General features: G+C 36.8%; 23 protein-coding genes and 3 tRNA genes. 13 read left to right on the forward strand and 13 right to left on the reverse strand.

Annotation, left to right across the window (positions count from 1 at the left end; genetic code table 11):
- The first annotated feature begins 119 nt into the window (after positions 1–119).
- From G4420_RS13655 to G4420_RS13675, 5 genes are all read left to right on the forward strand, one after another.
- A complete protein-coding gene (locus tag G4420_RS13655; RefSeq protein WP_163324341.1) occupies positions 120–1,496 on the forward strand; it encodes a site-specific integrase in 1,377 nt (458 codons plus the stop codon).
- Positions 1,493–2,194 carry a hypothetical protein gene (locus G4420_RS13660; protein WP_163324343.1) on the forward strand — a complete coding sequence of 234 codons (702 nt, stop codon included), beginning with the start codon at positions 1,493–1,495 and terminating at the stop codon, positions 2,192–2,194. The genes G4420_RS13655 and G4420_RS13660 overlap by 4 nt, the downstream gene beginning before the upstream one ends.
- 116 nt (positions 2,195–2,310) lie before the next feature.
- Positions 2,311–2,484, forward strand: coding sequence for a helix-turn-helix domain-containing protein (locus G4420_RS23585; protein ID WP_163324345.1), 174 nt, complete (start codon positions 2,311–2,313; stop codon positions 2,482–2,484).
- A 70-nt stretch (positions 2,485–2,554) separates the two neighbouring features.
- Positions 2,555–2,818, forward strand: a complete 264-nt coding sequence (locus G4420_RS13670) for a helix-turn-helix domain-containing protein (protein ID WP_163324347.1) — start codon at positions 2,555–2,557, stop codon at positions 2,816–2,818.
- A complete protein-coding gene (locus G4420_RS13675) occupies positions 2,815–3,555 on the forward strand; it encodes a hypothetical protein (RefSeq protein WP_163324349.1) in 741 nt (246 codons plus the stop codon). The genes G4420_RS13670 and G4420_RS13675 overlap by 4 nt, the downstream gene beginning before the upstream one ends.
- A gap of 639 nt (positions 3,556–4,194) precedes the next feature.
- Here the strand turns inward: G4420_RS13675 and G4420_RS13680 are convergent.
- From G4420_RS13680 to G4420_RS13705, 6 genes are all read right to left on the reverse strand, one after another.
- Complete coding sequence (locus G4420_RS13680) at positions 4,195–6,027, reverse strand: Eco57I restriction-modification methylase domain-containing protein (protein WP_163324350.1); 1,833 nt, start codon at positions 6,025–6,027, stop codon at positions 4,195–4,197.
- The gene (locus G4420_RS13685) at positions 6,028–6,795 is read right to left on the reverse strand and encodes a hypothetical protein (RefSeq protein WP_163324353.1); all 768 of its coding nucleotides are present in this window, start codon (positions 6,793–6,795) and stop codon (positions 6,028–6,030) included.
- Positions 6,785–7,918, reverse strand: a complete 1,134-nt coding sequence (locus tag G4420_RS13690) for a hypothetical protein (protein ID WP_163324355.1) — start codon at positions 7,916–7,918, stop codon at positions 6,785–6,787. Before G4420_RS13690 ends, G4420_RS13685 begins: the two co-directional genes overlap by 11 nt.
- The gene (locus tag G4420_RS13695) at positions 7,911–10,244 is read right to left on the reverse strand and encodes an ATP-binding protein (protein ID WP_163324357.1); all 2,334 of its coding nucleotides are present in this window, start codon (positions 10,242–10,244) and stop codon (positions 7,911–7,913) included. The genes G4420_RS13690 and G4420_RS13695 overlap by 8 nt, the downstream gene beginning before the upstream one ends.
- A 4-nt stretch (positions 10,245–10,248) precedes the next feature.
- Positions 10,249–10,464: a helix-turn-helix domain-containing protein gene (locus tag G4420_RS13700; RefSeq protein ID WP_163324359.1), complete on the reverse strand. Its 216-nt coding sequence runs from the start codon at positions 10,462–10,464 to the stop codon at positions 10,249–10,251.
- A 212-nt stretch (positions 10,465–10,676) separates the two neighbouring features.
- Positions 10,677–10,750, reverse strand: a tRNA-Met gene (locus G4420_RS13705).
- 148 nt (positions 10,751–10,898) lie between these two features.
- On the opposite strand from G4420_RS13705, the gene G4420_RS13710 reads away from it, so the two are divergent.
- From G4420_RS13710 to G4420_RS13725, 4 genes are all read left to right on the forward strand, one after another.
- Positions 10,899–11,279: an START-like domain-containing protein gene (locus tag G4420_RS13710; RefSeq protein WP_163324361.1), complete on the forward strand. Its 381-nt coding sequence runs from the start codon at positions 10,899–10,901 to the stop codon at positions 11,277–11,279.
- Positions 11,280–11,401: 122 nt separating this feature from the next.
- Positions 11,402–12,892: an LptF/LptG family permease gene (locus G4420_RS13715; protein WP_163324363.1), complete on the forward strand. Its 1,491-nt coding sequence runs from the start codon at positions 11,402–11,404 to the stop codon at positions 12,890–12,892.
- A 6-nt stretch (positions 12,893–12,898) separates the two neighbouring features.
- Positions 12,899–14,101, forward strand: coding sequence for a glycosyltransferase family 4 protein (locus tag G4420_RS13720; RefSeq protein WP_163324365.1), 1,203 nt, complete (start codon positions 12,899–12,901; stop codon positions 14,099–14,101).
- Entirely contained in the window at positions 14,098–15,288 is a 1,191-nt protein-coding gene (locus G4420_RS13725) for a glycosyltransferase family 2 protein (protein WP_163324366.1), read from the forward strand. The genes G4420_RS13720 and G4420_RS13725 overlap by 4 nt, the downstream gene beginning before the upstream one ends.
- Before the next feature lie 253 nt (positions 15,289–15,541).
- On the opposite strand, the gene G4420_RS13730 is transcribed toward G4420_RS13725, so the two are convergent.
- Positions 15,542–16,222 (reverse strand): TrmH family RNA methyltransferase, encoded by a 681-nt coding sequence (locus G4420_RS13730; protein ID WP_163324368.1) that lies wholly within the window; start codon positions 16,220–16,222, stop codon positions 15,542–15,544.
- Between the two features lie 85 nt (positions 16,223–16,307).
- Entirely contained in the window at positions 16,308–16,580 is a 273-nt protein-coding gene (locus tag G4420_RS13735) for an HU family DNA-binding protein (protein WP_038554490.1), read from the reverse strand.
- A gap of 284 nt (positions 16,581–16,864) precedes the next feature.
- Between G4420_RS13735 and G4420_RS13740 the strand changes: the two genes are divergently transcribed.
- The 3 genes from G4420_RS13740 to G4420_RS13750 all read left to right on the forward strand — a co-directional run bounded on the left by G4420_RS13740 (position 16,865) and on the right by G4420_RS13750 (position 18,205).
- Positions 16,865–16,952: transfer RNA gene (locus G4420_RS13740), tRNA-Ser, on the forward strand.
- Between the two features lie 346 nt (positions 16,953–17,298).
- Positions 17,299–17,371, forward strand: a tRNA-Trp gene (locus tag G4420_RS13745).
- A 111-nt stretch (positions 17,372–17,482) separates the two neighbouring features.
- The gene (locus tag G4420_RS13750; RefSeq protein ID WP_163324371.1) at positions 17,483–18,205 is read left to right on the forward strand and encodes a (Fe-S)-binding protein; all 723 of its coding nucleotides are present in this window, start codon (positions 17,483–17,485) and stop codon (positions 18,203–18,205) included.
- 332 nt (positions 18,206–18,537) lie between these two features.
- On the opposite strand, the gene G4420_RS13755 is transcribed toward G4420_RS13750, so the two are convergent.
- Complete coding sequence (locus G4420_RS13755) at positions 18,538–20,340, reverse strand: ABC transporter ATP-binding protein (RefSeq protein WP_246241635.1); 1,803 nt, start codon at positions 20,338–20,340, stop codon at positions 18,538–18,540.
- An 89-nt stretch (positions 20,341–20,429) separates the two neighbouring features.
- Positions 20,430–21,776, reverse strand: coding sequence for an adenylosuccinate lyase (gene purB / locus G4420_RS13760; RefSeq protein WP_246241636.1), 1,347 nt, complete (start codon positions 21,774–21,776; stop codon positions 20,430–20,432).
- A gap of 200 nt (positions 21,777–21,976) precedes the next feature.
- Between purB and G4420_RS13765 the strand changes: the two genes are divergently transcribed.
- A complete protein-coding gene (locus G4420_RS13765) occupies positions 21,977–23,377 on the forward strand; it encodes an NfeD family protein (RefSeq protein WP_163324377.1) in 1,401 nt (466 codons plus the stop codon).
- A 19-nt stretch (positions 23,378–23,396) separates the two neighbouring features.
- Here the strand turns inward: G4420_RS13765 and G4420_RS13770 are convergent, their stop codons facing one another.
- From G4420_RS13770 to G4420_RS13780, 3 genes are all read right to left on the reverse strand, one after another.
- On the reverse strand, positions 23,397–24,389 hold the full coding sequence (locus G4420_RS13770; protein ID WP_246241637.1) for an inorganic phosphate transporter: 993 nt from the start codon (positions 24,387–24,389) through the stop codon (positions 23,397–23,399).
- 204 nt (positions 24,390–24,593) lie between these two features.
- Positions 24,594–25,130: a GNAT family N-acetyltransferase gene (locus G4420_RS13775; RefSeq protein WP_163324381.1), complete on the reverse strand. Its 537-nt coding sequence runs from the start codon at positions 25,128–25,130 to the stop codon at positions 24,594–24,596.
- A gap of 60 nt (positions 25,131–25,190) precedes the next feature.
- Positions 25,191–26,078: a dienelactone hydrolase family protein gene (locus G4420_RS13780; protein ID WP_163324383.1), complete on the reverse strand. Its 888-nt coding sequence runs from the start codon at positions 26,076–26,078 to the stop codon at positions 25,191–25,193.
- Positions 26,079–26,206: the final 128 nt, after the last annotated feature.

A 26,206-nucleotide genomic window follows, 5' to 3' on the forward strand; every position in this document is an offset into this window, starting at 1 on the left:
TGAAATGCAATAAAATACAATAAAGTACATCTGAAAACACACTTTATTTCCAATATATTTCCAATTGTGGAATTTTTTTATTCCTTTGTAACTAATTGTGTAGGAGAAACTAAAGGAATATGGCAACAGCAAATTATTTTTTACAAAAGGCTTACGTTTCCAAAATTAGAGACAAAAATGGGAATAAAGTATTGAGTCCAGATAAAACAAGGGTTTATTTGTTCTTAATTCACGATGCAAAACACATTTTAAAAATTAAAACGGAGCACAGTGTATTACCAAAACATTGGGACTTTAAAAAGCAGGAGGTTAAGCATCAAGTTACAAGTAGTGTGACGGTTAATGAATCATTGGAAAAGTTCAAGAATAGTATTCTAGACAAATACAATAATTTGCGGAATGATTTTCCAAACATGAAGTTTGATGAAATTTCCATTAATGTAAAGGAGTTTGCAAAAACAGGTACTACCCCAATTTATTCAGATAGGGATAAGCCTTTTATTGATGTATATGACGAATATATAAACGAAAGAATGAATGAATTGTCACATAGGACTATTCAGAAATTTGAAACGCTTAAAAAGGCTCTCCTTGATTTTGAAAAGAAAAAGAACTACAAGTTAACATTTGATAGAATTGACTTGGTTTTCTATGATAAATTCAAAAGCTATCTCCAGAGTAAAAAACCTGTTGGTAGAATGAAAAACCGTGTTGAATCGCAACAGAAAGGGGTATTGAATGCCACTTCCGAAAAATATATTTCAAATTTGAAAAATTTTATGAAATGGAGTATGGAAAGAGGCTACCACACCTCCACCCATTTTATGAAAACGGAATTTGAAGCAAAACGACAGCTTAAAAATGAACCCAAGAACAAAATTGTAACACTAAAGCTTGCAGAACTTACAAAGCTCTATAATCACGATTTTAGCGATGATAAAAGGTTGGAAAAAGTGCGAGATGTTTTTTGTTTTGCATGTTTTACTGGTCAGCGTTGGAGTGATGTCGAACGTTTTAAAAAAGAAGACATTCGTGGTAATTGGTGGAGCTTTATTTCTTTTAAAACAGGTTCGGAAATAAATGTTCCTTTGGTTGGGTATGCTGCACCTGCACTAGATATTTTGAAAAAATATGATTTTAAACTTCCAATAATTAGCTCCCAGAAGTTTAATAAATACCTTAAAGAGGTTGGAGAGATAGCAGAACTTGATAGGGCAGTTGTTATTGAAAGAAGGGTTGGACGTCGATTGGTAGAGTTTAAAGATCCGTTATACGAGTTTATGAGTAGTCATATGGGGCGGAGAACCGCCGTAAGTCTGTTGCTTAATTCTTTTCATGTACCAATTCACAAAGTAAGGGATATTACAGGGCATTCGGATTTGAGAACACTTGATAAGTACTTGGACAAAGATTTAAAAGAACTGGAAAGGAGTATGGCTGAGACTAAAAATATTTCGGAAGGTGTTTTAACCGTTGTAAAAACGAATGCGGTATGAGTTTAAAACAAGAAATTAATAGCGTTTGCACATTATTCACTTTAATGGAGGAGGCTAAGAATAAGGATAGTTTAGGCTTTGTTGCGCAAAAAACTGATAAAAAATCTTCCATAAATATTGATGAGGCTGCGGTAATTGAGAAAATAACTTTGTTGTCTAAAGGGATAGAGTTCCCTGCATTGAAAATTTATATAACTCAATATTTGGATTTGTATCAATGTTATTTAGCGGTAACAGAAACGCATAGACTTAAACAATTGTCCGATTTTCGTAAAGATTACAGAGAGTTGATGGAATATGTGAATTTTGAACCTGATTATAATGTTGAAAGCATTACAATTAAAGTTAATTCCAATTATACACCCAAATTTACCTCAAAGATTTTAACCTCAACTATTATGGAAATGATAACAAAGCGTTTTGAGGATTTTGAGTATATGCAATTTGATTATTTATTGTCGGAAGATGGAATAGTAGATGCTCCGAGATTGGGTAAATATAAAAAGGAATTTATCAAGGGATTCTATCCAATGTTTTGTTATTTGAAAGAACACAACTCAAATTTGACAGATATTAAAATACGGGAATACCTGGGGGAGTTTACCGTTGGCTTGGGCTTTAATTTTTATGATAGGGGGTTAATAAATTCTCCAGTTGATTCCGACACAATAAGAAAATATTTTGAAGATATAGCATAAGGAAACTGCTTGATTATTAGAGGGACTAAGATGGGCTTATTTTTGCTTTTCTTAGCCCCTTTTTTTATGCCTATTTCGGAGTAATCTTGTCAAAAATATTTCAACAGAATTTAATTATGGAGAATAGGATTTACACAGTTGATGAAGTGAGGTTGTTATTAAAGGTATCTCGTGGAACTTTAAATAACTGGGATAGAAACGGTATTCTAAAACCCAAACGAATTGGACGCAGGAATTACTATTTGAAATCTGACATAGAAAGGGCCTTGGAGGAGGGTTCAAGCGGTTAGCTAGCTATTGGAATGCCTATGAAGTAAGGGAAGTTGGTAAAAATGGAAATATATTGGAAATAAAAGTGTCATGGACGGTATAGAGAGAGAATTAAGACTAGTAAAAAGGTTATTGAATAGGTTGCTCAAATCGTTAGAACAGAACCCCAAAAAGAGACTTAGAAATGGTTGGATGATAGGAGCGGAAGTAAAACAGGTGCTTCATATCTCTCAGCGTACTTTGCAAACTTGGAGAGAAAATGGGACATTACCTTTTTCGCAAATATCAGGTAAAATCTATTATAGGACATCAGATGTTGAAAATCTTCTTAATGAAAATTATTCTGCAAGATGAATCAAAACTTTTTGATAATTCCAATCACACTCTGTGAATATGCAGTTCGTGAAAAGCGAAAGAATGAGCTCCAGTTATTGTGTTGGTTGAAAGTACAGTGTAGTGGAAATTTTATGCTAACTAATAATTTAAAGAATAGAGTATATAACCAATTGAAAATTACACTTGCAACGTTTAAAAGTAGGTTGGCTTGGCTTCTTGAAAAATCATGGGTAGAATACAACGAAGAAACCAAAAGATATTGGATATGTAGTTTTACAATAATTACTAAAATGATGGACGGCTATACTTCCAAGGCTGTAATTTGGGATTACAATGAATTTGATACCTTCAAGGCTTTTGTTGATGCTACTATGATCACTTTTATTGCTAAAAGGAAGTACTTCTACGATAAGCAAGGATATAGGTGTAATTTGGAATACAATAGATATAAATTATATAGAAAGAGAACAAAACCTCAATTTTACCCATTGCCTGTTTCATATTTAAGTAAGGCTTTAGGGATTTCTGACAGTAGCGCTTCAAACATGAAAAAGAATGCTTCCAATGCCCAATTTATAATAGTTAAAAAGAATATAAAGAAATTGGACATTTCGGTAAATGAGTATAAATTCCTAAAGGATTGCCATCCGGAAGGCAAACGTTATTTAAAAAGGGGAAATGTAATTTATGAACAACTTCCTGATTCTATTCAATCCTATTTGGTATTTAAAATTAAACGCAATTTAGTGCAATAAACACTTAAATACATAAACCGTAATATTGGGGGGCTAGGGGGGCAAAGAGAAAGTAATTTATTACTAGGAAACTGAGTGCAATAATCATTTTGAATTTAAAATTGGCATTTCCATCGGAATTTTATTTTTATATCTAACTTGAAAAAAATAGGAGCACATTATTTTCAAACAAGAAAAATTACGCTTCTCATTCTCCGTATTCAAATTTTTACTTTTAATGAAACAATGGTATCTATTCTACTGAAGCCGGTTCTCGTAGTGGAGAACGATAGGAATAGGCTTTATAATTATTAGTATAAGGTTTTATAAGCTCGTGTTTTGTGATTTTTTATAATTGGTGTTAGCTTTTATTGGGGGACTAAAAGATGCGCGCGCAAAAGGGTTATTCATGGAGTATAATAAAGATTGTTTCATTTGAATACATTATAGCGGAATATTTGGCGGAAATGAATAAAAAAGGGCAAAACGATGAAGGTCTTCAAATGCGACATTTTTTTTCCGAGCAAAATTGAAAATCGTGTTTCCTCCTAAGCTATACGTAGGTTATTTATTATGACTCGTAATGTTTTATTTTTTTGAATTTGCGTTTTGGAATATCTGCTGGATTGTGTGACCTGCAAATGATCTTGATTAGTCCTGTTAATCAAATCTGACTCCATATTTTAATTCAATAAATTTGTCTAATTTTGAAGGATTATCTGCAGCAATTATTCTGTCTATCTCAATTTCGTCAAAATCATATATTCCAAAATTTTTAATATAATTTCGACTCAATGAAAAGTACCCTGAGCCATAAGGCTTGCTTGAGTTTTCAATATAAAACCAAAAAAGTCGTGTACTTAATAGTTTTTGAAGAAATAGCAAATCTCTCTCGTTATCACTAATCAGTGCAAGTCCATTATGAAATAGAAGATCTTCATCTGAATTAAGAACAAAATTTGGAGTAGATGGAGCAATGTGTGGAAAGAATAATTTATACTTTAGTTTTTCAAGTGACTGATTACGCCCATATGCATACCAATTCTCATAATTTCCTTTTCCTTTATCTCGCTTATCAAGTGAATTCTTGTTTTCGAAAAGATATTTAAAAGTCTCAGGATAATATTTTTTAAAATCAGGTTCAGATATAAGCTTAACATGTCCATCTTCATATCGATAAGGAAAAATAATTTTTTTCTTAATTGAGCTAATTGAATCCAGCTTAGTTAATAAATTAGGATTGATGATATCTTTACAGATTTCTTTTTCAATTTTATATTCAAGACCATTTGATAAATAGTAAAACTCACCATCTTCCTTTATAGGATTGAAAATATATATGCTATTCTTTAAGGTCGCAATACCGTTTCTAGTTTTGAATTTTTCACCCAATGGAGTACCTGTTGATTCTATTTTAGATAATAAATCAATTTGTTGAAGATTCCATCCTTTAAAAGCATTTAGGGACGAATAGGAAATCGAATTATATGGGAATCCATTGCCTGATAATGATTTTAAAGATGATAATCTAATGTATTGTAAAAAATCGGACTTGGACTTTTGAATTATGCAAATGCATGTGTACGTTGATCGTGATTGAAAAATTTGTTGACTTCCAAAATCAAGCATTTTGAAATCATACGTTACTTTTTGAAAATATTCTCTTAATGCACGACCATTAACACTTTTTAAAAATGTATTCATCGTAATAAAACCCAAAACTCCATCTTCTTTTAAGATTGATAATCCTATCTCAAAAAAAGGAATATACAAATCGGGGTGACCGGTAGAACAAACAGTCCAATTTTTTAATAATAATTTAGACTCGTTATCAATATTTCTTGAACACACATATGGTGGATTTCCAACTACGATATCAAAACCCGCAAAGTTTTCTAAATGCTCTTCCCATTGAAAACTTAACGCATTACCTTTAAATAAATTGAAAGTGAATTCCTTTTCGTCTTCACCTGATAAAACCGCCAATAAAGTCAACAATATTGTTGAACGTGAGATCGAATATTCTTGAATGTCCAATCCAAATATGTTATTTTCAAATATTTCTCGATAGGTTTTATTTGTCTTATCTTTTAATATGATTACCGCATCATAGAGAAAGCCTGAGCATCCACATGCAGGATCACAAATCAATAAATCATCAATATTTTCATATTTAGAAATTGTTTGGCTGATGATATATTTTCGAATTACGTGTGGCGTATATATGGCACCTGTAATAACTTTCTCTTCCGGTGATATAACAAATTCAAACAATTCGATAAGTTGCTCAAATTCAGTTATTCTTCCTAACTCTATAAATTTTAATAGGTTATTATAGTCAGGGTCAGACTCTTTTATTAATAGACTCTTAAGTAAACGATTGTTTGGATCTGTAATTTTATTAGAAACTAAAAAAGCAGAGATAATTAATCGGTCAATTTTTAATGGATCGAACGAATATGATTTTAGATATTGAAATAATTCTCTTTTCATTTAAAATAATTGAGGACAAATCTGTTCGGAATTCCAATAGGATTCCCCATTTATCATCCCATTCCAGTGATTTGCAAGAGAGCAAAAGTAAGGCTTGATAAACTGATTTCTGTATTCAGATATAATTGTTACATAGTCATTTTCCTTCTTTAGCTCTTGCCATACTTCTGGGAAAAAATTAGATATAATAAAGTCAATTCCTAATACAATATCCATTGGATAATGCATAATTCTCGGGCTATCTAAAATAATTGATTGCCCAAAATCTTTATTACTTTTATCTAGTTTTCGTCCACCATAATGGAAATGATATTTTGGATGCGCTTCAATTGGATCATTTTCGCCTTCAGGATGTCTATCTAGATGATAAGAAATTATATGTTCTTTCCCATCTTTATAACCAATAACAACAATATTAAATTCTAAGTGTTTTAACGGATCAGAATAGGCACGATCTTGAGTATATTCCTTAATTAGGTTAATGTCAAAGTGCAATGTAATGTTTTCTAATCCTTCAGGATGAGTATGTGAAGGTGCTTCAGTGAAGATGAAATCAATTTGGTCAACATGATAACCTAGATAGTTGTAATTAACTTCGTCTTTCTGTTGAATTTTGGGGATATAGTTCACTTCTTTAAGTAATGAAGCAGCCTTCCTTAATTGTCCTGTATTTAGGTAGTGTTTTTCAAGAAGCTTAGCTAACGTTAATAAATCAGATGCCATCTCCTCTCTGTGAAGCAACACTCGCTTTGGTATTTTACTGTTCATTTGCTTCCTTTAACTGTTCAATGACAAGTCGATATCTATCATAATCTGTGGCATGTACATCCAGACCTTCTTCAAAGTTTATTCTGTTTACAGCTCCATGTTTTGATATATAATTATAGTCCTGCCAAGGTTTTGGTTCTGTTTTTGTTTTTGCTTTAAATCCCTCTCGTGGGTCTAATGGCTTATTGTAAGATTTGCACACTGTCCAATATCTATAGCTTGAACAGCCTTCAATTCTCTCAGAGACCGTAAGTTCTTTCAATCCTGAATTTTCTACAATCAACTTTACTCTCTGAAGAGCATCTATGGAAGCTAAATTATAGCTGGTTAAATCTTTAAATGTGGTTATAATTCGATCCATCCACCATCTTTCCCATCCACACGCATAAACACCTGAATATTTTGCATCTAGGAAAATTTTATCTTTAAGATAATCCCAATCCGCAGATTTAGATATATCAATACCGAGCCTTGCTGCAAAAGTTGCTTCATCAATTAAAGGACCATTGATATATATAAGGTCTTTTAAAATCATTCGTGAGTACTCATGAGGAGGGATAGATTCAGCATGATCTTGGAATCTTGAAAATATCCTATCATCAAGATGAGATATTTTTGTTTCCAGCAATGTGTCGAATTTCTTTTCTTCCCTTATTTTGTTATATCCTTCAATTAGTGCAATTATTTGATTTGAAACAGTTAATAAGTCGCTCTTATCTTTTCTAAACTTCAGATCAAATAAATCATGACTAGTATGATCTGTAGTGTATGACTTTTGAAGCTTATCATCAGTTGAGCAAAGAATAAATGGTAAATCTTTTAATTGCTTTCCCTTATCAGTAGTTTCGGTTCTAATATGCTGTGCTAATACAGGTGCTTTAATATTTCCCTTTTCTCCTTGATCATTCACTCTATCATCTAATTGATAGTCAAAAATAATTGCATCAAAATCATTAATCGACTCAAATAGCTCTTTTGCGATTTTATCAAATGGACCACTTTGAAAAGGAGTTATTTTAATCATTTCACTTTCCTCTAAAGTATCTATCATTGGTTCAATTTGAGAGAATCCATGCTTCGAAGCATCATCATCGATATAGAGAACTTTATATTTTTTACTCATGGTTGTATTCTATTTCCGTTTTTGGTAATTCAATTCTCACAGAAGTTGAGAAATTATTTTCAGGGGTAGTGATGAACACCTCGCCACCGTAACCTGAAACAATATCATATACTATTTTAAGACCTAATCCAGTTCCTGTTGTTTCCTCTATCTCAGTAGCATCTGTTCCGGATGGGGCGCTGGTCGTAAAAAATTCATCAAAGACAAGTTCATATTTTTCAATCGGAATTCCATCCCCATTATCAGAAAACTCTAAGAAAACTTTATCTCTTATTTTCCCGACTTTCACAAAAATTTTTCCCTGAGAATTAGCTCTTTTAATAGCTTTCTTGGAATTGGAATAAAAATTAAATAAGATCGAGACCCATTCTGATTTATGCATTGGACAAGTAAATAGATCATATCCTTCTAATGCTGGTTCTAATAACTCAATTCCACTTCTTAATGCATCTGGCTTAATTACTTTATAAAATGATCTAACAACATCCTTTAATTCCACGGGTTCCAATTCTCTATTGACATTTTCCGAGATAGTTTTGTCAAAATATGAAGTATAAGTCTTAAATGACTCGAGATTTGTTTTTAATCTTGTTGTCCGTTTTATATATGAATCCTCAGATAGTTTTCTGTGCAGGAAATCAACATCTAAATCAAATGCCCTTAAATGGTGTTTAATTTCGTGTACAAATTCTCCAATTGTTAATCCCAAACTTGCCAAAATGCGTAATAATTGTACTTCCTGGAGTAATATTTTTTTCTCTTCCTCATCCCGTTCTGCACTTTCCCTCAATTTTTTCGCAAAGTCCTTATATTCACCTGATGAAAAACCGCGTTTGTTTTGTTCACTATTTGAGCTGTCTTCATCTGATGATTTGTCCTGATGATCTTTACTCGAAGAGCCTTCTTGTTTTTTAGCTTGTTCTTCAAAAGCAGCAGCAACTTCATCGATTATTTCTTTGGGCTTCTTTTTTTCCCACTCCTTTGCTGAAGCTTTATTTTTTCGTCCTCTTAACGCACTAATTTTAATAGTAGCATCAATTAATACTTTGAAGGCAAAATCTTTTAATTCCTCGAAGGCTTTGTTTTCAAGCAATCCTTCTCTGCTGGACAATTCTTGAAAAATCTCTCCTGATTTATCAAAAAGCTCAATAAATCCATAAAAATTATTATTACCATGAGGTGTTAAAATTGCTCTTCTTCTTACCGATGCATCTAGACCTAACCAATCATTTGCTTTTTCTGCATATGGTAGTACTCTAAAGCCATTTCGATATAAGCGAATACCTCCATATTCGTCGGCATTTTGTCTAATTGCGGATTCAACTTGTTTAGGAACTAAGCCAACATTATAAATGAAATAATACGCTTTAAAATGTATATTTTTTAGAGATGTAAATTTTTTGTAGTCTTCATTCTTTTTATTTGCTCCAATAGGGTATATTTCATCGACCATTTCAAAATGACTACTTTTTAAAGTATAAAAACCATCCCCACTTTTATCAACAAATCCTTCAATTTCGGCAGTAGCATTTTTATAAAAAACGTTCTCTTCATTCAAAACGCTATCTCCATCCAAATAGAAAGAGGCTTTAAAACCGGGATCATCTTTACTTTCTTCATATCTATCGGATAATGGAAATGGTTGGAGTAATTCTGAAATATATCGATAAGCACGTTTGATCATAGCTAATGTCCAAGTATCTCTTAGATTCTCAATGATCAAAGTAGTTCCTTCATCTTTTTCTTTTTCTACCTCATTAATATGATTTGTTATGAGGAGAAGGTTAGAGTCTATTGTAAAACTGTCCCATTCAATAGTTACTTTTAGTGCTTTTTCTTGTTCTAAAGTTTGAGTTATTATTGTAAGTTTACTTCCTAATCTTTGAGTTGCAAATCTGCCAATACCTTTTTGCCCAGCTCTAGTTCTTTCATACCTTGGAGATTTAGGATTATGAATTTTATCACTAGAAGATATGGTCATAAACCCTTTGATAAGTTGTTCTCTTGTCATACCAACTCCTGAATCCTCAATTCTCAGTGTTCCGCCAGGTTTGTTCGAATTTTCAAAGAATAGATCTACTGTTTTTGCATCAGCATCATACGAGTTTTTAACTAATTCAGCAACCGCTGATTCATGTCTTCCAACTAATTCTTTTCCGAGTCTATTAATAATTCCTGCATCAACTGAAAAACGTACGTTTTGAGAATCAAGACTTGCTATTTCATGTGAAAGTGATAGGATTAAATTATTATCAGACTTTTCTTTTATCAGCTCTTCATTCAAAAGTCTTTTTAATTTTTCCAATTTGATGGTATCTGTTTCCATGCTGTTAATTTTGAAGGGTTAAATGACCGCAAACTGCTTCTAATACCTCGCAGGGTGAAGCATCTATAGCAATGGCAATAAGATAAAGTTCATCTGCTCTTAGTTTTGTTGATGATTTTAGTGTCAATTCACTTAGTCTTGATGTACTTATTCCTGTTCTTCTTGAGACCTCTGCTTTATTAATAGATTTTTTACTTAAAAAAGTTCCAAGTCTAGTCATGATAATTTAGATTTTCTGGAATCAAATATAGATATAATGAATGAGAGTTCAGATTTTCTGAATTATATTATGATTGTCGCAGAATGAAAAAACTCCTCTTTATTAATCTTGGATGATCGTTTATTTGTGAGAAATGGGATAAGGAAATCATTGAGATATTTCCAATATATTTCCAATAAATGCAAAAAGGCCAGTGAATACTGACCTTTTAGTAGCGAGAGGCGGGCTTGAACCGCCGACCTCATGATTATGAATCATGCGCTCTAACCAGCTGAGCTACCTCGCCATTTGTTTTTCAAAAATGCGGTGCAAATATAGTATTTATTTTTATTCCCGCTAACCATTTTCGTAATTTTTCAAAATAAGTTTCTTTAGCCGATTTTAACTAGTTGTAAGTTACATTCTTATTAATTATATTGCCAAAAATCAAACTTATGACTAGTAAAGTAAAAATCAATCTGGAATACTTAATTAATTGTTCTCCGAAGGTGCTCTATAACAGACTAAGCACTGCCTCGGGGCTAACCGAGTGGTTTGCCGATGATGTTCGCGTCCGGGGAAAACGCTACACTTTTGTTTGGGACGGATCGGAGCAAACTGCAGAAATGACACTTCATAAAGAAAACCGTTTAGTACGGTTTAACTGGGTAGATGAAGAAGATGAATCGTACTTCGAGTTTAAGATAACACGCGATGAACTAACCGGCGATGTTTCGCTGTTAATAACTGATTTTGCCGAAGAAGACGAAATTGAAGAAACCCGTGGTTTGTGGGATTCGCAGATAGCCGATTTAAAACACGTTTTAGGTTCGTAATTCGTTTTTTCAGATTATTAACAGCTGTGTTCCGGCATCAATAACGTTTCTTAACCTTTTTTACTTTACTAATTCCTAAAATAACTTAGTTTTGTAAGCGTTTCCAGAATGAAAGAAAGTACATGAAACGTCTGCACCTTTTTGTTATAAAATCATTTTTAGGGCCATTTTTTATGACCTTTTTTATTGTGGTCTTCGTGCTGCTTATGCAGTTTCTGTGGAAGTATGTCGACGACCTGGTTGGAAAAGGACTTGATTTTAAAGTGCTGGGCGAAATGATGTTTTATGCATCGTTTGCTTTACTTCCGCTGGCATTTCCGCTGGCTATGCTGTTGGCGTCAATTATGACTTTTGGGGCACTGGGCGAAAATTACGAATTGGTTGCAATGAAAGCTTCCGGAATTTCGCTTTTCAGAATCATGCGCCCATTAATAGTTATCGCCATACTAATTACGGGAATTGCTTTTTATTTTTCCAATAATGTTCTTCCGAAAACAAACCTGAAATTCTCGACACTTTTATACAGTGTTAAAAAACAACGGCCCGAGCTGGTCTTACAGGAAGGCGTTTTTACCAACGAGATGGATGGTTACAGTATTAAAATTGGCAAGCGCGATAACGAAACAAAAATGCTGTACGATCTGCTGATATACGACCATACCAAAAATAAACCCAATGAAAGTGTTACGGTTGCCGATTCGGGATTATTGCGCATTACGGAGGATAAAAAGTACATGGTGCTGAACTTGTTTAGCGGAGTAACTTACCAGGAGCAGCAGGAGCAGAAATCGCAAAACCGGGGTAGAAAGGAAACGTATCCGTATCAGCGTAATCGTTTTGAGGAACAAACGATCAGGGTAAAAGTACGGGATTTTGAATTTAACCGCCGCGACGAAAGTATTTTTAAAAATCAATACCGAATGCTCACCATCGATCAGTTGGTGGCTGCCGATGACAGTTTATCGGATGATTATTACGACCGCTTGCGTAATTATATGATGCAGATAAGTATAAACCCGACAATTACGCGGAGAATGTATAATCTGACAGCAAAAGCCGATTCGTTGAAACGCGATATTGAGTATACACAAGCCGATTCGATATTTGATTTTGAGGCTTATTATTCTGGACTCGATAAATGGGTGCAAGCCGATATTGCCAAAACTGCACTCGATCGTGCCCGAAGCAATATGCAACAAGTAAATATGTTTCAGGGGCAGCTTTACAATAAAAAGAAAACGCTGAATAAATACCGCATGGAGCGACACCGGAAATTTACGCTGTCGGTTGCAGTGCTCATCTTCTTTTTTATCGGGGCACCTTTAGGAGCAATTATCCGAAAAGGAGGATTGGGAATGCCGGTAGTGGTGTCTATTTTCCTGTTTATTTTATATTACATTGTTTCCATGAGTGGTGAAAAAACTGCGCGCGAAGACGTTTGGGATATGTTTAACGGAATGTGGTTTTCGTCGTATATTTTTCTGCCAATTGGTGTGTGGTTAACGTATAAAGCAGCTACCGATTCGGCTATCATGACAGCCGAAGCTTATACAAAGTTTTTTGCCCGCCTGGGACTTGAACGGTTTTTCAAGAAAAAGAAATCAAACGAATAGATCCTAATGAACATTTTGCAGGTAACAAATAAGGTTCCGTTTCCAGCCAGAGATGGTGGGGCCATTGCCTGTATGAATTTAATAAAAGGATTAGCACAGCAGGGAAATAGTGTAACCGTGCTGGCAATGAATACCGCAAAACATCATCTATCTCCGGATGAAATTCCCGACGAAATCAAACAACTGGCAACATTTAAGTTGGTAAATGTTCCTGCAAAAATTAATGCTTTTGCCGCTTTGGTGAATCTTCTCTTTTCGCAAAAACCCTACAATGCAGTTCGTTTTGTCGATGAGAATTTTAGTGAAGCATTAGCAGAATTGTTATCTGAAAACGAATTTGATATTGTCCAATTGGAGGGACTTTATGTTTGTCCGTACATTCCGGTAATACGAAAGTATTCCAATGCAACAGTGGTTTATCGAGCACATAATGTTGAGTTTGAAATTTGGGAAAGGTCGGCAAAACTAACGCGAGGTCTAAAAAAGTTATACCTACAAAATCTTTCAAAAAGGATTAAAAGATTCGAGGCCGGATTGTTAAACTCGTACGATATTTTAGTTCCGATAACTGCTCGAGACGGTGAGATACTGGATTCGTTGGGAAACAAAAAAGATAAACAGGTTTCTCAAACCGGTATTGATTTATCGGCAGTTGTTCCGGATAAAACCAATATTGAATATCCGTCGCTCTTTCATATCGGATCGTTAGAGTGGGCGCCCAACCAGGAAGGTATTTTGTGGTTTATCGAAAACTGCTGGATAAAGATTCGCAACAAATATCCCGATCTGCGTTTTCACGTAGCTGGAAGAAATGCTCCACAGTGGTTAATTGACAAATTAAATGTTGATGGTGTTATTTTTGAAGGAGAAGTTGCCGATGCGTATCGGTTTATGAATTCGAAAGCTGTTATGATTGTTCCGTTGTTTTCGGGAAGCGGTATGCGTATAAAAATTATTGAAGGAATGGCGTTGGGAAAAAGTATCGTATCAACATCCATCGGTGCCGAAGGTATTGATGTTACCGATGGTGAGAATATTTTGCTGGCTAACGATGCAACCGGCTTTGTTGATGCTGTTTTCAATTTGCTTGAAGACCGTGATAATTTTGAATGTATTGGAAGGAATGCCACTCTTTTTATCCAACAGAATTTTGATAATTTAGCGATATCGAAAAAACTAATCGGATTTTACAAACAATACACTAAATGATCCTAAGCCTTTTATTCTGGGTATTACTATTCATACTTTTATATACCTATGTTGGGTATGCGCTTGTTTTGTGGTTGTTGGTAGGCCTGAAAAAGGTGCTCGGCCGTCGCAAGATTTCATTGGAAAGCAATGACTACGAGCCCGAAGTTTGTTTGTTTGTAACAGCATTTAACGAGAAAGATTACATTGATCAGAAAGTTAAGAATGCTTTTTCGCTTAATTATCCCAAAGAAAAAATTCAATATGTATGGGTTACAGATGGATCGGATGACGGAAGCCCGGAAATTTTACAACAAGTTAATGGGCTGGAAGTATATCATCAGCCGGAACGAAGAGGGAAAATGCATGCCATGAACCGGGGGATGAAATTTGTAAAAGCACCTGTTGTGATCTTTTCCGACTCGAACACGGTTCTAGGAAAACAATCCATTCGCGAGATTGTAAAGTGTTTCAGCAATCCGGAAGTTGGTTGTGTGGCAGGGGAGAAGCGTATTGTTCAGAAAGATGAAGAAACTGCAGCCGGTGCAGGTGAAGGTTTGTACTGGAAAATGGAATCGTGGATTAAGCGTAATGACTGGGAACTGAATTCGGTAGTTGGTGCAGTTGGCGAACTGTTTGCCATACGAACCGAACTTTTTGAGGATGTGGAACCCGATACTTTGCTCGATGATTTTATTATCTCGATGCGTATTGCCCAACGCGGATATAAAATTGCATATGCTCCAAATACTTATGCCGAGGAAACAGCCTCGTTAAACGTAACAGAAGAATTGAAGCGTAAAGTTAGAATTGCTGCCGGAGGGATTCAGACCATTATACGATTAAAAGGATTACTAAATCCATTCAAAAATGGCATTTTGAGCTGGCAGTATCTTTCGCACAAAGTTTTGCGCTGGGCTTTTGCACCACCGGCCCTCTTCCTTTTATTTATTGTAAACCTGTTGCTGGTGGTAAGTACCAATAATTGGAGTGTCGGTAACTTTTATGCGCTGGTGCTGTATCTGCAGATGTTGTTATTCCTGACTGCTGCGTTTGGCTGGTATTTCGAAAACAAAAAGGTGCGGATGAAAGCATTATTTGTGCCGTATTATTTTGTAATGATCAATTCTGCCACAATTTTTGGGATTATTCGTTATGTAAAAGGCCGTCAGTCGGTAAATTGGGAGAAATCAAAAAGGGCTGGATAGTTTTTATGGTTTACGCTTAAGAATCTATACTCAGGCGGAAGGAGTTATCTCTTCTCCATTGATTTCATTTAAAAATGAATTTCGAATGATGATTAACGAATGCAGAATTATGAAGTGTGTTTCAACTCCTCTGTGTTTTCTTTAAAATTGTAATTCGCAAATCGTTAATCGAAGTTCATCATTCCCGGCTGGCTTTTAGATTATAGAATAGTAGAGAATATTCATTACCTGTCAATTTTTGGAGGCCAAATGCTTATTTCTTTTTGTTTTCCTCCCGAAAACGTTTCTCGATCAGTTCGCTTCGTTTAATGGTTTTTCGTATCCATTGCATTTTAAGTTCATCCTTTTCTTCGTCGCTCAATTGCCAGTTCAGGTCATTGCTATCTCTCATTTTCATTGTAAGATGGTGTAATATGATTGCTGCAGAAACAGAAATATTGAAACTTTCGGTAAAACCATACATCGGAATTTTCAGAAATTCATCGGCTTCCTGCATAATGGTTTCTGTTATACCCGGTAGTTCCGATCCGAAAACCAGCGCCGTTTTTCCTTTCGTAATATCAAAATCCTGTAATTCGAGGTCGTTGTTGTGCGGAGTGGTGGCCACAATTCGGTAACCTTGCTTTTTTAGAGTTTGTATTGCATCAAGAGCGTTATTTTCTTTGCTATTGTATTTATGCAGTGATAACCATTTTGAGGCTCCCATGGCAATTTCGCGGTTAACCTGAAATTCGTTGCGGTCTTCTATAATATGTACATCCTGAATACCAAAACAATCGCAGGTGCGCAAAACTGCACTTGCATTTTGTTTCTGAAAAATGTCTTCCAAAACAACCGTAAGGTGCCTGGTACGCTTATTTATTACTTTTTCAAAAAGTTCCTGTCGTTGTGGTGTAAGATAGCTTAAAAGGTATTCAACAAGTTTATTGTCCATCTTTATTCAAGTTTGATGTCGTTAAAAGAAAAAGGGAAGCATTTGGCTTCCCTTTAATCAGTTTTTTTTACCTACTCGTATTTCGTTACGATACAGCGTCTGCTAATTCAGCACCAGCTTTAAATTTAACTACTTTTTTAGCTGGAATTGTAATTTCTTTTCCTGTTTGAGGATTTCTACCAGTTCTGGCACCACGTTCTGAAACAGAGAAAGAGCCGAATCCAATAAGTGCAACACGGTCCCCAGCTTTAAGAGCGTCTGTAGTAGCACCTACAAATGCATCAAGAGCTTTTTTAGCATCAGCTTTAGAAAGGCCAGCTTTTTCGGCCATCGCATCAAGTAATTGAGCTTTGTTCATAAGGCAAAATTTTAAATAATTAATTAAGTGATTGAAAATAAATAACTTAGTTCTATGTACTTTGTATCGAATATTCAGAATCTATATACTTTTTCAAGGGTTAAAATTCGTCAAACATTCAGTAAAATCAAGCGTTTCAGAGAACTTTTTTAAGTTTTAGCTAAATTCATAAATATGTTTTAAAAAACCAAACCCTAGCACCCTTTTTTTTTAAGTAATTTCTGAAATTTTTGTCGAAAAGTGTTTTGTACTTTGAAAAATTAATCTACTTTTGCACCGCATCTGGAGAGATGGCAGAGTGGTCGAATGCGGCGGTCTTGAAAACCGTTGTACCGCGAGGTACCGGGGGTTCGAATCCCTCTCTCTCCGCCAAAATCCATCAGAGTTTTCTGATGGATTTTTTTTTGCTCCAAACTGTTGATAACTTTTTGCTCTGTTTGGGTTTTAACTGGCTCTTTTTTAGGAAAATATGATGTTTGTGGGTCTGGTTTTGATGACATATTCGAAAATTATGTTCCAAAATCCGGGTTTTCGTTAGGTGAAGCAGACAAAATCTATGAAATTTTAGTGCTTTTTTATTCTTATTTGGTTATAATAACAAGCAAAAAAAAGACAACGAATATTCCTTTCAGGATGATTCCAGATATTTCAAATAATTTCTTTCGCTGGCTTAGGTAATTTGAATTGAATTACTATATTTGCACACGCAAAATGAAACACGGGTGTAGCTCAGTTGGTAGAGCACTGGTCTCCAAAACCAGGTGTCGGGAGTTCGAGTCTCTCCTCCCGTGCAAAAGCACAAAGGCCTTACTTTAGTAAGGCCTTTTTTATTGAATTAAATTCCAGGTGAAATATTTAAATCTTCAGCTTATAAGTGTTATTTTCACCACAAATTCGAGGCAATGCAAATCAACGTCTTTATTCCATGTTTTATCGATCAGTTTTATCCTGAAACGGCAGGAAGTTTTGTAAACCTGCTGGAAAAGGTGGGGTGCGATGTGAAATACAATCCAAAACAAACCTGTTGCGGACAACCTGCATTTAATAGCGGGTATTGGAAAGAGGCAAAAACTGTAGCCAAAAAATTTCTCGATGATTTTGAATTGGCAAACGTTGTGGTAGCACCTTCAGCGTCGTGTACAGGCTTTATTCGAAACTATTACCATAAATTGTTTGAAGATGATGAGGAGTTGCTCAGAAAGACGAATAAGACCCGGAAAAAGGTGTTCGAGTTTACCGACTTTTTGGTGAATCATTTAAAAGTAACTGAACTTGGAGCTACTTTCAATCATAAAGTTACGTTTCACGACTCGTGTGCCGGTTTGCGCGAATATGGTATTAAAGAAGAACCCCGGAAATTATTAAGTGAAGTAAAAGGTCTGGAGTTAATAGAAATGGAAAAGCTCGAGACCTGTTGTGGTTTTGGGGGTACATTCGCAGCTAAATTCCATAACATTTCAACGGCAATGACCGAGCAAAAGGTTGAACATGCATTAAAAACAGGTGCAGAGTATATTGTATCTACCGAAGCTTCGTGCCTGATGAATATGGATGCCTACATTAAAAAACAAAAACTACCTATTAAAACAATTCATTTGGTGGATGTACTTGCATCTCGCGGCTAGAAACTCGATGCTGAATCCTTGATACTGGATTTTTGATTCTTCGTGTAACTCTGTGAAATAATAAACTGCCAAATTGTTAAATTGAAAACTTGTAGCTGGATGCTAGATTCTGGCTACTCTTAACTGAAGTTTGAAACCCGTAAAGCCATTCTGCCTAAACAACTCAACGTTCTTAACATGATTCTCATGACTTGATACTTGATTGTTCCTGCAGCTTCTTTGTTAAATTGAAGAACTGATCACTGGAACTGTGACTAAATATTTTTTCTGCAACTTGAAACCATTAATAACTCTAACAACTCGTAGCTAGAAGCTCACCGCTAGCCGCTACATTAAAACATCTGCATGCCATGTAATTTCTTGTAGCGCCCGCCAAGCTCCATTAATTCCTCGTGTGTGCCTTGCTCTACAATTTTACCTTCGTGTAGTACGCAAATCAGATTCGCATGCTTAATTGTAGATAAACGGTGTGCAATAACCAGCGATGTGCGGTTTTTCATCAGGTTTTCCAATGCTTCCTGTACCAGTTTTTCCGATTCGGTATCCAAAGCCGAAGTGGCTTCATCCAATATCAAAATTGGTGGATTCCGTAAAATGGCACGGGCTATAGAAAGGCGTTGCTTTTGTCCGCCCGAAAGTTTATCGCCACGGTCGCCAATTATGGTGTCGTAACCATTTTCTGTTCCCAGGATAAAGTCGTGCGCATTGGCAATTTTTGCTGCCTGTATCACTGCTTCGTCACTAACGTTATCAACGCCAAATGCAATGTTGTTTCTTATGGTGTCGTTAAATAAAATGGGTTCCTGGTTTACGTTTCCAATCAGCTTACGTAGCGATTTTAGTTTCAGGTCGCGAATATCGGTTCCATCCACTTCAATATTCCCTGAGGTAATATCCCAGAAACGCGGCAAGAGATCAACCATGGTGGTTTTTCCGCTACCCGAAGATCCTACCAGCGCAACGGTTGTTCCTTTCGGAATATTCAGGCTTACATTCGAAAGTACTTCTGCTTTGTTGTAAGCAAAAGTTACATTCTTATAAACAATATCTTTTTCGAACGACTCGATGTTTTTGGCATCTTTCTTATCAACGATGGTAACTTCTGCTGAAAGAACGTGATCGATACGTTGCATCGATGCCAGTCCTTTTTCGACGCTGTAAAGTGCTGTTGAGAAGGCTTTCGCCGGATTGATGATTCCGTAGAAAAACACCATGTAGCCAATAAATTCTGCAGCAGTGAGCGACGAGTCGTTTCCGCCAAGAATGATTCGACCACCATACCACAAAACAACAACAATAACAATGGTTCCCAGAAATTCACTGGCCGGGTGTGCCAGGTGACGGCGCCACATCAAGCGGTTCATGATCAGCCGGTAGTTCTGGTTCTCGTTTTGAAAACGTCCGATGGCTTTTTCTTCGGCATTAAACGATTTAATAATCCGCAATCCCGAAAGATCTTCTTCAATAATCGATAGAATTTCACCCAGTTTATTTTGCCCTTTGGTCGACACACGTTTCAGGCTGCGGCCAATTCGCCCGATAATTAACCCGGTTATTGGTAACATAACAAACACAAACAAAGTTAGCGACCAGCTCATGTAAATCATTACACATAGATAAACGATTATCAGAATCGGGTTTTTAATCATCATCCCCAGCGAGTTGGCAACCGAGTTCTCCACTTCCTGCACATCGCTGGTTATACGGGCCATAATATCACCTTTTCGTTCTTCCGAAAAATAACCGAGCGGCAAACCAATTATCTTCTGGTAAATAAGCGCGCGGATGTCGTAAACAACACCGTTGCGTAAGGCTATAAGTACAAAATCGGCCAGGTAGGTAAAACCAACTTTAAAAAGTGTGGCAATTACCAAAATTAAACCAATAAGCAGCAACGAATCCTGTTCGCCGTATTTAGTAATGAATGAGCTGATGTAATAGTTTACATTGTTAGTTATTGAATCGGCAGTAAGGGCCCATTCCACTTTTTCGGTTACCAGTTCTTTTGTTTTAAACAAAATATCGAGTGCCGGGATAAGCATAGCAAACGAAAAAGTTCCGAAAAGTGCACCTAAAATATTGTAAATAATGTTCATGACGACTTTCCCCCGGTAGGGTGGAACAAATCGTTTCATGAGTTTTAAGAAGTCTTTCATATGATGAAGACAGAAGATGAAAGCCGGAAGCCGAAGCTGGCATTCCGGATTAAAAATCTTCCTTATTTTTAAAAAATTCCTGTGTAGTTCTGTGGTGTAATCGCTTTTAACTCTTCTTTTACAGAATCACTAACGTCCAAACCATCAACAAAATTGTGGATAGCCTCTTTGTTAATCACCTCATTTTTACGGGTCAAATCTTTCAAGGCCTCGTAAGGATTTGGGAAAAACTCGCGACGCAAAATGGTTTGAATTGCTTCGGCAACCACTGCCCAGTTATTTTCAAGGTCTTTTTCGATGGCTGCAGTGTTGATCAGCAATTTGTTCAAACCTTTCAACGTTGATTTGATGGCAATTAGCGTATGACCAAACGGAACACCGATAAAACGGGTAACGGTTGAGTCGGTCAGGTCGCGCTGTAAACGCGAAACCGGAAGTTTCTGTGACAGCTGCTCAAAACCTGCATTGGCAATGCCAATGTTTCCTTCCGAGTTTTCAAAATCGATCGGGTTAACTTTATGTGGCATGGTTGATGAACCCACTTCACCTTTTTTAATTTTCTGCTTGAAGTAATTCATGGAGATGTAACTCCAGATATCGCGGTCAAGATCAAGAATGATATTATTGATACGTTTCAATCCATCAAAAATGGCGCTGTGGTTATCGTAGTGCGAAATCTGTGTAGTGAATTGCGAACGGTTCAATCCCAGCTTGTCTTTCAGGAACTTGTTGGCAAAATCTTCCCAGTTAATATCAGGATAAGCTACTAAGTGTGCATTAAAGTTACCGGTAGCTCCACCAAATTTTGCATCGATAGCAATTGATTTAAGCTGAACCAACTGCACCATAATACGCTCTAAAAATACTTTGATCTCTTTACCAACTTTTGTTGGTGAGGCCGGTTGTCCGTGTGTTTTTGCCAGCATTGGAATATCTCTCCATTCTGAAGCCAGTGTCAGCAGTTTTTCGATCAGCTCCTGCAACAGCGGGTAATATTCCTCTTCCAAGGCATCTTGTATCGATTTTGGGATGGCGGTATTATTTGCATCCTGCGAGGTAAGCGCAAAGTGAATAAACTCTTTGTATTTAGCAAGTTCCAGCTTGTCAAATTCTTCTTTTATAAAATACTCAACAGCTTTTACATCGTGGTTTGTCACACTTTCAATGTCTTTTATGCGTTGTGCATCTTCCAGCGAAAAGTTTTTGTGAAGCTCACGAAGTTTGTCCAGTTTATCTGCAGGAATATCAGCAAGTTGTGGCAAAGGAATTTCGCAAAGGGCGATAAAATATTCAACTTCAGTAAACAAACGGTATTTTATCAGGGCGAATTCGCTGAAGTATTTTCCCAACCCTTCTACTTTGTTACTATACCTGCCGTCAACCGGCGAAATTGCTGTTAATGTATTAAGTTCCATTGTCATTACTTAGAATTAAGCTGCAAATTTATAAAATTAAGCGGACTAGCTATTTGGCAGCCGAATGAATTTAATATTCTTTAACCGCAGCGCAGGTTTGCGATTGTATTATTTACTGAACATGAGTTTTTAGCTTTTCTGAATCAGACATTAATTGTAATTTGTTTTTTGTATTTTGGAACTTGAAAAAAATCAATGCCATGAAGCTGAAAAATTTCTGGATTTTGTTATTTGTACTCGCCACTTTAGCTGCTTTTACGCAGGAGGTCAATAAGAAAAAAGTATTTCTTCTGAATATCAAATCCGAAATTACCCCTGGCACACGACGCCAGGTGAGCCAGGCTTTTGCAGAAGCCGATTCGGTAAAAGCCGACGTGTTTCTAATTCACATGAATACTTATGGCGGCACTGTTGTTGATGCCGATTCTATACGCACACGAATTCTACAAAGTAAAATCCCGGTTTATGTTTTTGTCGACAATAATGCGGCATCGGCAGGAGCGTTAATCTCCATTGCCTGCGACGGTATTTATATGCGTCCGGGAGGAAGTATTGGTGCTGCAACGGTGGTCAATCAAACCGGTGCAGCAATGCCTGATAAATACCAGAGTTACATGCGATCGACCATGCGGGCAACGGCTGAAGCACACGGAAAAGATACAACGATAACAGCCAACGGTGATACAATTATAGATTGGTTTCGAGATCCGAGAATTGCCGAGGCAATGGTGGATGAGCGAATCTTTATTGAAGGCGTTTCAGACACCGGGCAAGTGCTTACGTTTACACCATCGGAAGCGATGGAAAATGGTTTTTGTGAAGGAACAGCCGAAAACGTTAATGAAGTGCTTCAGCAAATAGGAATTGATGATTATGAGTTGTTTGAATACGAGCCATCTTTTATTGAAAAGATCATCGGTTTTCTGGTGCATCCAATGGTATCCGGCTTATTGATTATGGCAATAGTGGGAGGTATTTATTTTGAAATGCAGTCGCCGGGAATCGGTTTCCCGCTGGGAATAGCAATTTTGGCTGCCTTGCTTTATTTTATGCCGCTCTACCTCGAAGGACTGGCCGAACATTGGGAAATTGCGCTGTTTATTGTCGGGCTGATACTTATTGCGGTGGAAATATTTGTTATTCCGGGCTTTGGAGTTGCCGGAGCCCTGGGAATATTGTTTGTTTTTGTTGGCCTGGTTCTAAGCCTGATCGATAATGTAAACTTCGATTTTGAAGGTGTTGAGATGGAAGGTGTTGGGAAGGCAATTGCCACGGTAGTAATCGGCGTGTTTAGTGGTTTTGTATTGGCGCTTTACCTCGGGAAAAGAATGTTTACGGCAGAGCATGGCATGTTTAAAAACTTTGCTTTAAACACAGTTCAGCATGTTAACGAAGGTTTTGTTAGTGTTGAAACCAGGCTTTTCGACTTAAAAGGCAGGAAAGGTATTGCGCAGACCGTTTTGCGCCCCGGAGGAAAAATAAACATTGAAGGCGAAGTTTACGATGCTGTAGCTGTTACCGGTTTTATTGATAAAGATGAAAAAATAGTGGTTACCAAAGTTGAAGCAACACAACTATATGTGGAGCTGGATGAAGAATAGATTTTAGTAATCGCTTTTGTTAAAGATATCCTGCTTTATCAGCCAGGAAAGTTAATAGTAAGCACAATCCAAATGAGATACACGGAGCAATTACCCACATGGTAAAGAACCGTTTAACCTGTGTTCTTTTGAATATATTTTTAGTTCCAAGTTTTGCAACGCCAATACCCAAAATTGCTGCAACATTTAATTGAACCAGAGAGGTAGGAACTCCCTTCGTCAAAGAAGCAAACAGTAAAAGACTGGCAGAAATAAAGGCTATAATAACTGCTTCGAACTTGCCAAAAAGCACAATTTCTTTTCCTGTATTCTTTACTATTTTATGTCCGAAAATTGAACTGCCTATGCCAAAACTTGGAGCAATGATCAGGGTCGATAACATCATTATCAGTATAAAATTACTATCAACTGAAATATCTAATTCGTTTGCCGTCATTATGGCAATCGGACCGGCGGCATTAGCCACATTGTTGGCACCAATTGCAAAGGCAACATACAACGACATTAAAACTAAAATGGTATTGTAAACAGGTTTAAGGTTTTCGTTTTGGGCCCGCGGCATGGTTAAACCTCTTCGACGCATGGGCTTATACACATATTTTCCGATTAAAAGACTTAGAAAAAATGATGCAACAGGAAGGATGAACCATGTTGGAATGATCTCAACAAAAAGTTTCTGAGTATTCAGATCGTGAAAATAGAGGGCAGGTGCTGTAACCGCTAAAACCGTTGCCTGGCTGGTTGATTGTGGAATTCCGGCAAGGTTGGCGATTACCAGCGAAAACGCAATGGAGAAAAGAATGATTGATACCAGTGTGAATGACATCAATTCTGGATTTAGCAATCCTTTACCCATGGTAGACGCTGTTCCTTTTCCGGCAAGAAAAGCGCCCAGGAAAACCATTATTCCGAATAAGCCGGGGATTAAACTTTTTCTGATCACATTGGCTCCGTACGCAGCTGAAAAAGCCGGTGCTGTGCCACTTCCACCCATTGTCATAGCTAAAATCATAGCTATGATATATGGTATCAACAGCTGATTAAAAATCGGTGACATGTTAAAAATGTTAGTTGCTAATCTTTTAATTCAAAATCCGTTGCAGATTTCTATGATCGTCAGCAAAGACAAGCATGGCGGTCAGGAAAAGAGCGGCGGTTAAGGTTTATTTTATGGCCGCAATTTAGTATAAATATTCTTTCGGTGTTTAACCTATGTTCAATGTTTTAAGCGATAAAACATGATTTCCTCCGTGTCGTTGGGTAAAGTCACGTGTTTTGTAAAACGCATTCCGAGTTTTTCTAATAGTCGTTGCGAGCGCAGATTATATTTCGCAGTAATTGCAGTTATATTCTTGATTTTAAAATCTACAATCCCAGCTTTTTTTAGTCTTTCGGCAGCTTCAAAAGCATAACCCTGGCCTTCAAATTCCGGTAGAAAGGCAAAACCAATATCGATTCCTTCCAGTCCTTCGCGGTCAAATAGACCGCAGGTGCCGATACTGGCATTGTCCGTTTTTCGGATGACCACGTAGTTCCCGTAGCCTTCCTTTTTTAGTTGAGGGTACATTTTCTCACGAATATAAGTACGTGCTTCATCTGCCGAGTGAATACCCCGCTCGCCAATATATTTCAACCAATTTTCAGAGCGGAACAAACGAAGAATAAAAAGTGCATCACTTTCCTGAACCGGGCGAAGAATTAAACGTGGTGTTTCAAACGTGAGGTAGCTTTTACCATCAATAATAACCGACATAATTTCTGTTTTTGTAAAGAAACAAAATTATGCCGGAAGTTCGAGAGGAGAGCAAAGGTCTTAGACCAGTTTTTCTTTGAAAAAGTCGATGGTTCTGCTCCAGGCAAGTTTTGCCGCAGCTTCATCATAACGCGGAGTCGTATCGTTATGGAATCCATGGTTTACGCCCGGATACATATGTGCCGTGTATTCTTTATTGTATTTTTTCAGTGCTGCTTCATAATCCGGCCAGCCTGCGTTTACGCGCGTATCGAGCTCTGCAAAATGCAACAGTAGCGGGGCTTCAATTTGTTTGGTTTCTTCTTCCGAAGGCTGTCCCCCATAAAATGGCACGGCGGCTTTTAAATCGGAAACTTCAACCGCCATCATATTCGAAATCCAGCCGCCAAAACAAAAGCCAACTACGCCAATGTTACCATCGCATTCGGGGTGCGATTTCAGATAGTCAAAGGCAGCAATAAAGTCTTGCAACATTTCAATTCTGTCGCGCTTGCTTTGCATGGTACGCCCATCATCGTCGTTTCCGGGATAACCGCCCAGCGGGCTAAGCGCATCGGGTGAAACCGATATAAAGCCTGCCAGTGCTGCACGTCGGCCAACATCGGCAATGTGTGGATTTAAACCACGGTTTTCGTGTACAACAACAATTCCGGGTAGTTTGCCGGAGTTGTCTGTCGGACGCGATAATTGGCCACTGATTTTTCCTCCGCCTTTTGGCGAATTGTATTCAATGGTTTCCGTTTTTAATCGGGCATCATCTGCTTTTATCTGAATTTTGTCCTGGTAGTTGGGCATAATAAAACTCATAAGCGACGAAACGGTTAAACCCCCAACGGCATAGGCGGAAAGTCGTTCAACAAACTTTCTGCGATCGATTCGGTTGTGAGCATAGTCATCGTAAAGGTCGAAAACCTCCTGGCTAATTTGTTCTTTCTTTATTGATTTCATTGTTAGTTATTTATATTCAAATAACTGTTGGGGATTTCGCTTTGTTCAAATGCTGGATTAGATTTTCATACTACAAGTCGCTTTCTGTTTCAACAAAATGTTAGTAAAACGGAGTTCGATACTGGTAT

It is taken from the genome of Draconibacterium mangrovi (assembly GCF_010586825.1).
Lineage (GTDB): Bacteria > Bacteroidota > Bacteroidia > Bacteroidales > Prolixibacteraceae > Draconibacterium > Draconibacterium mangrovi.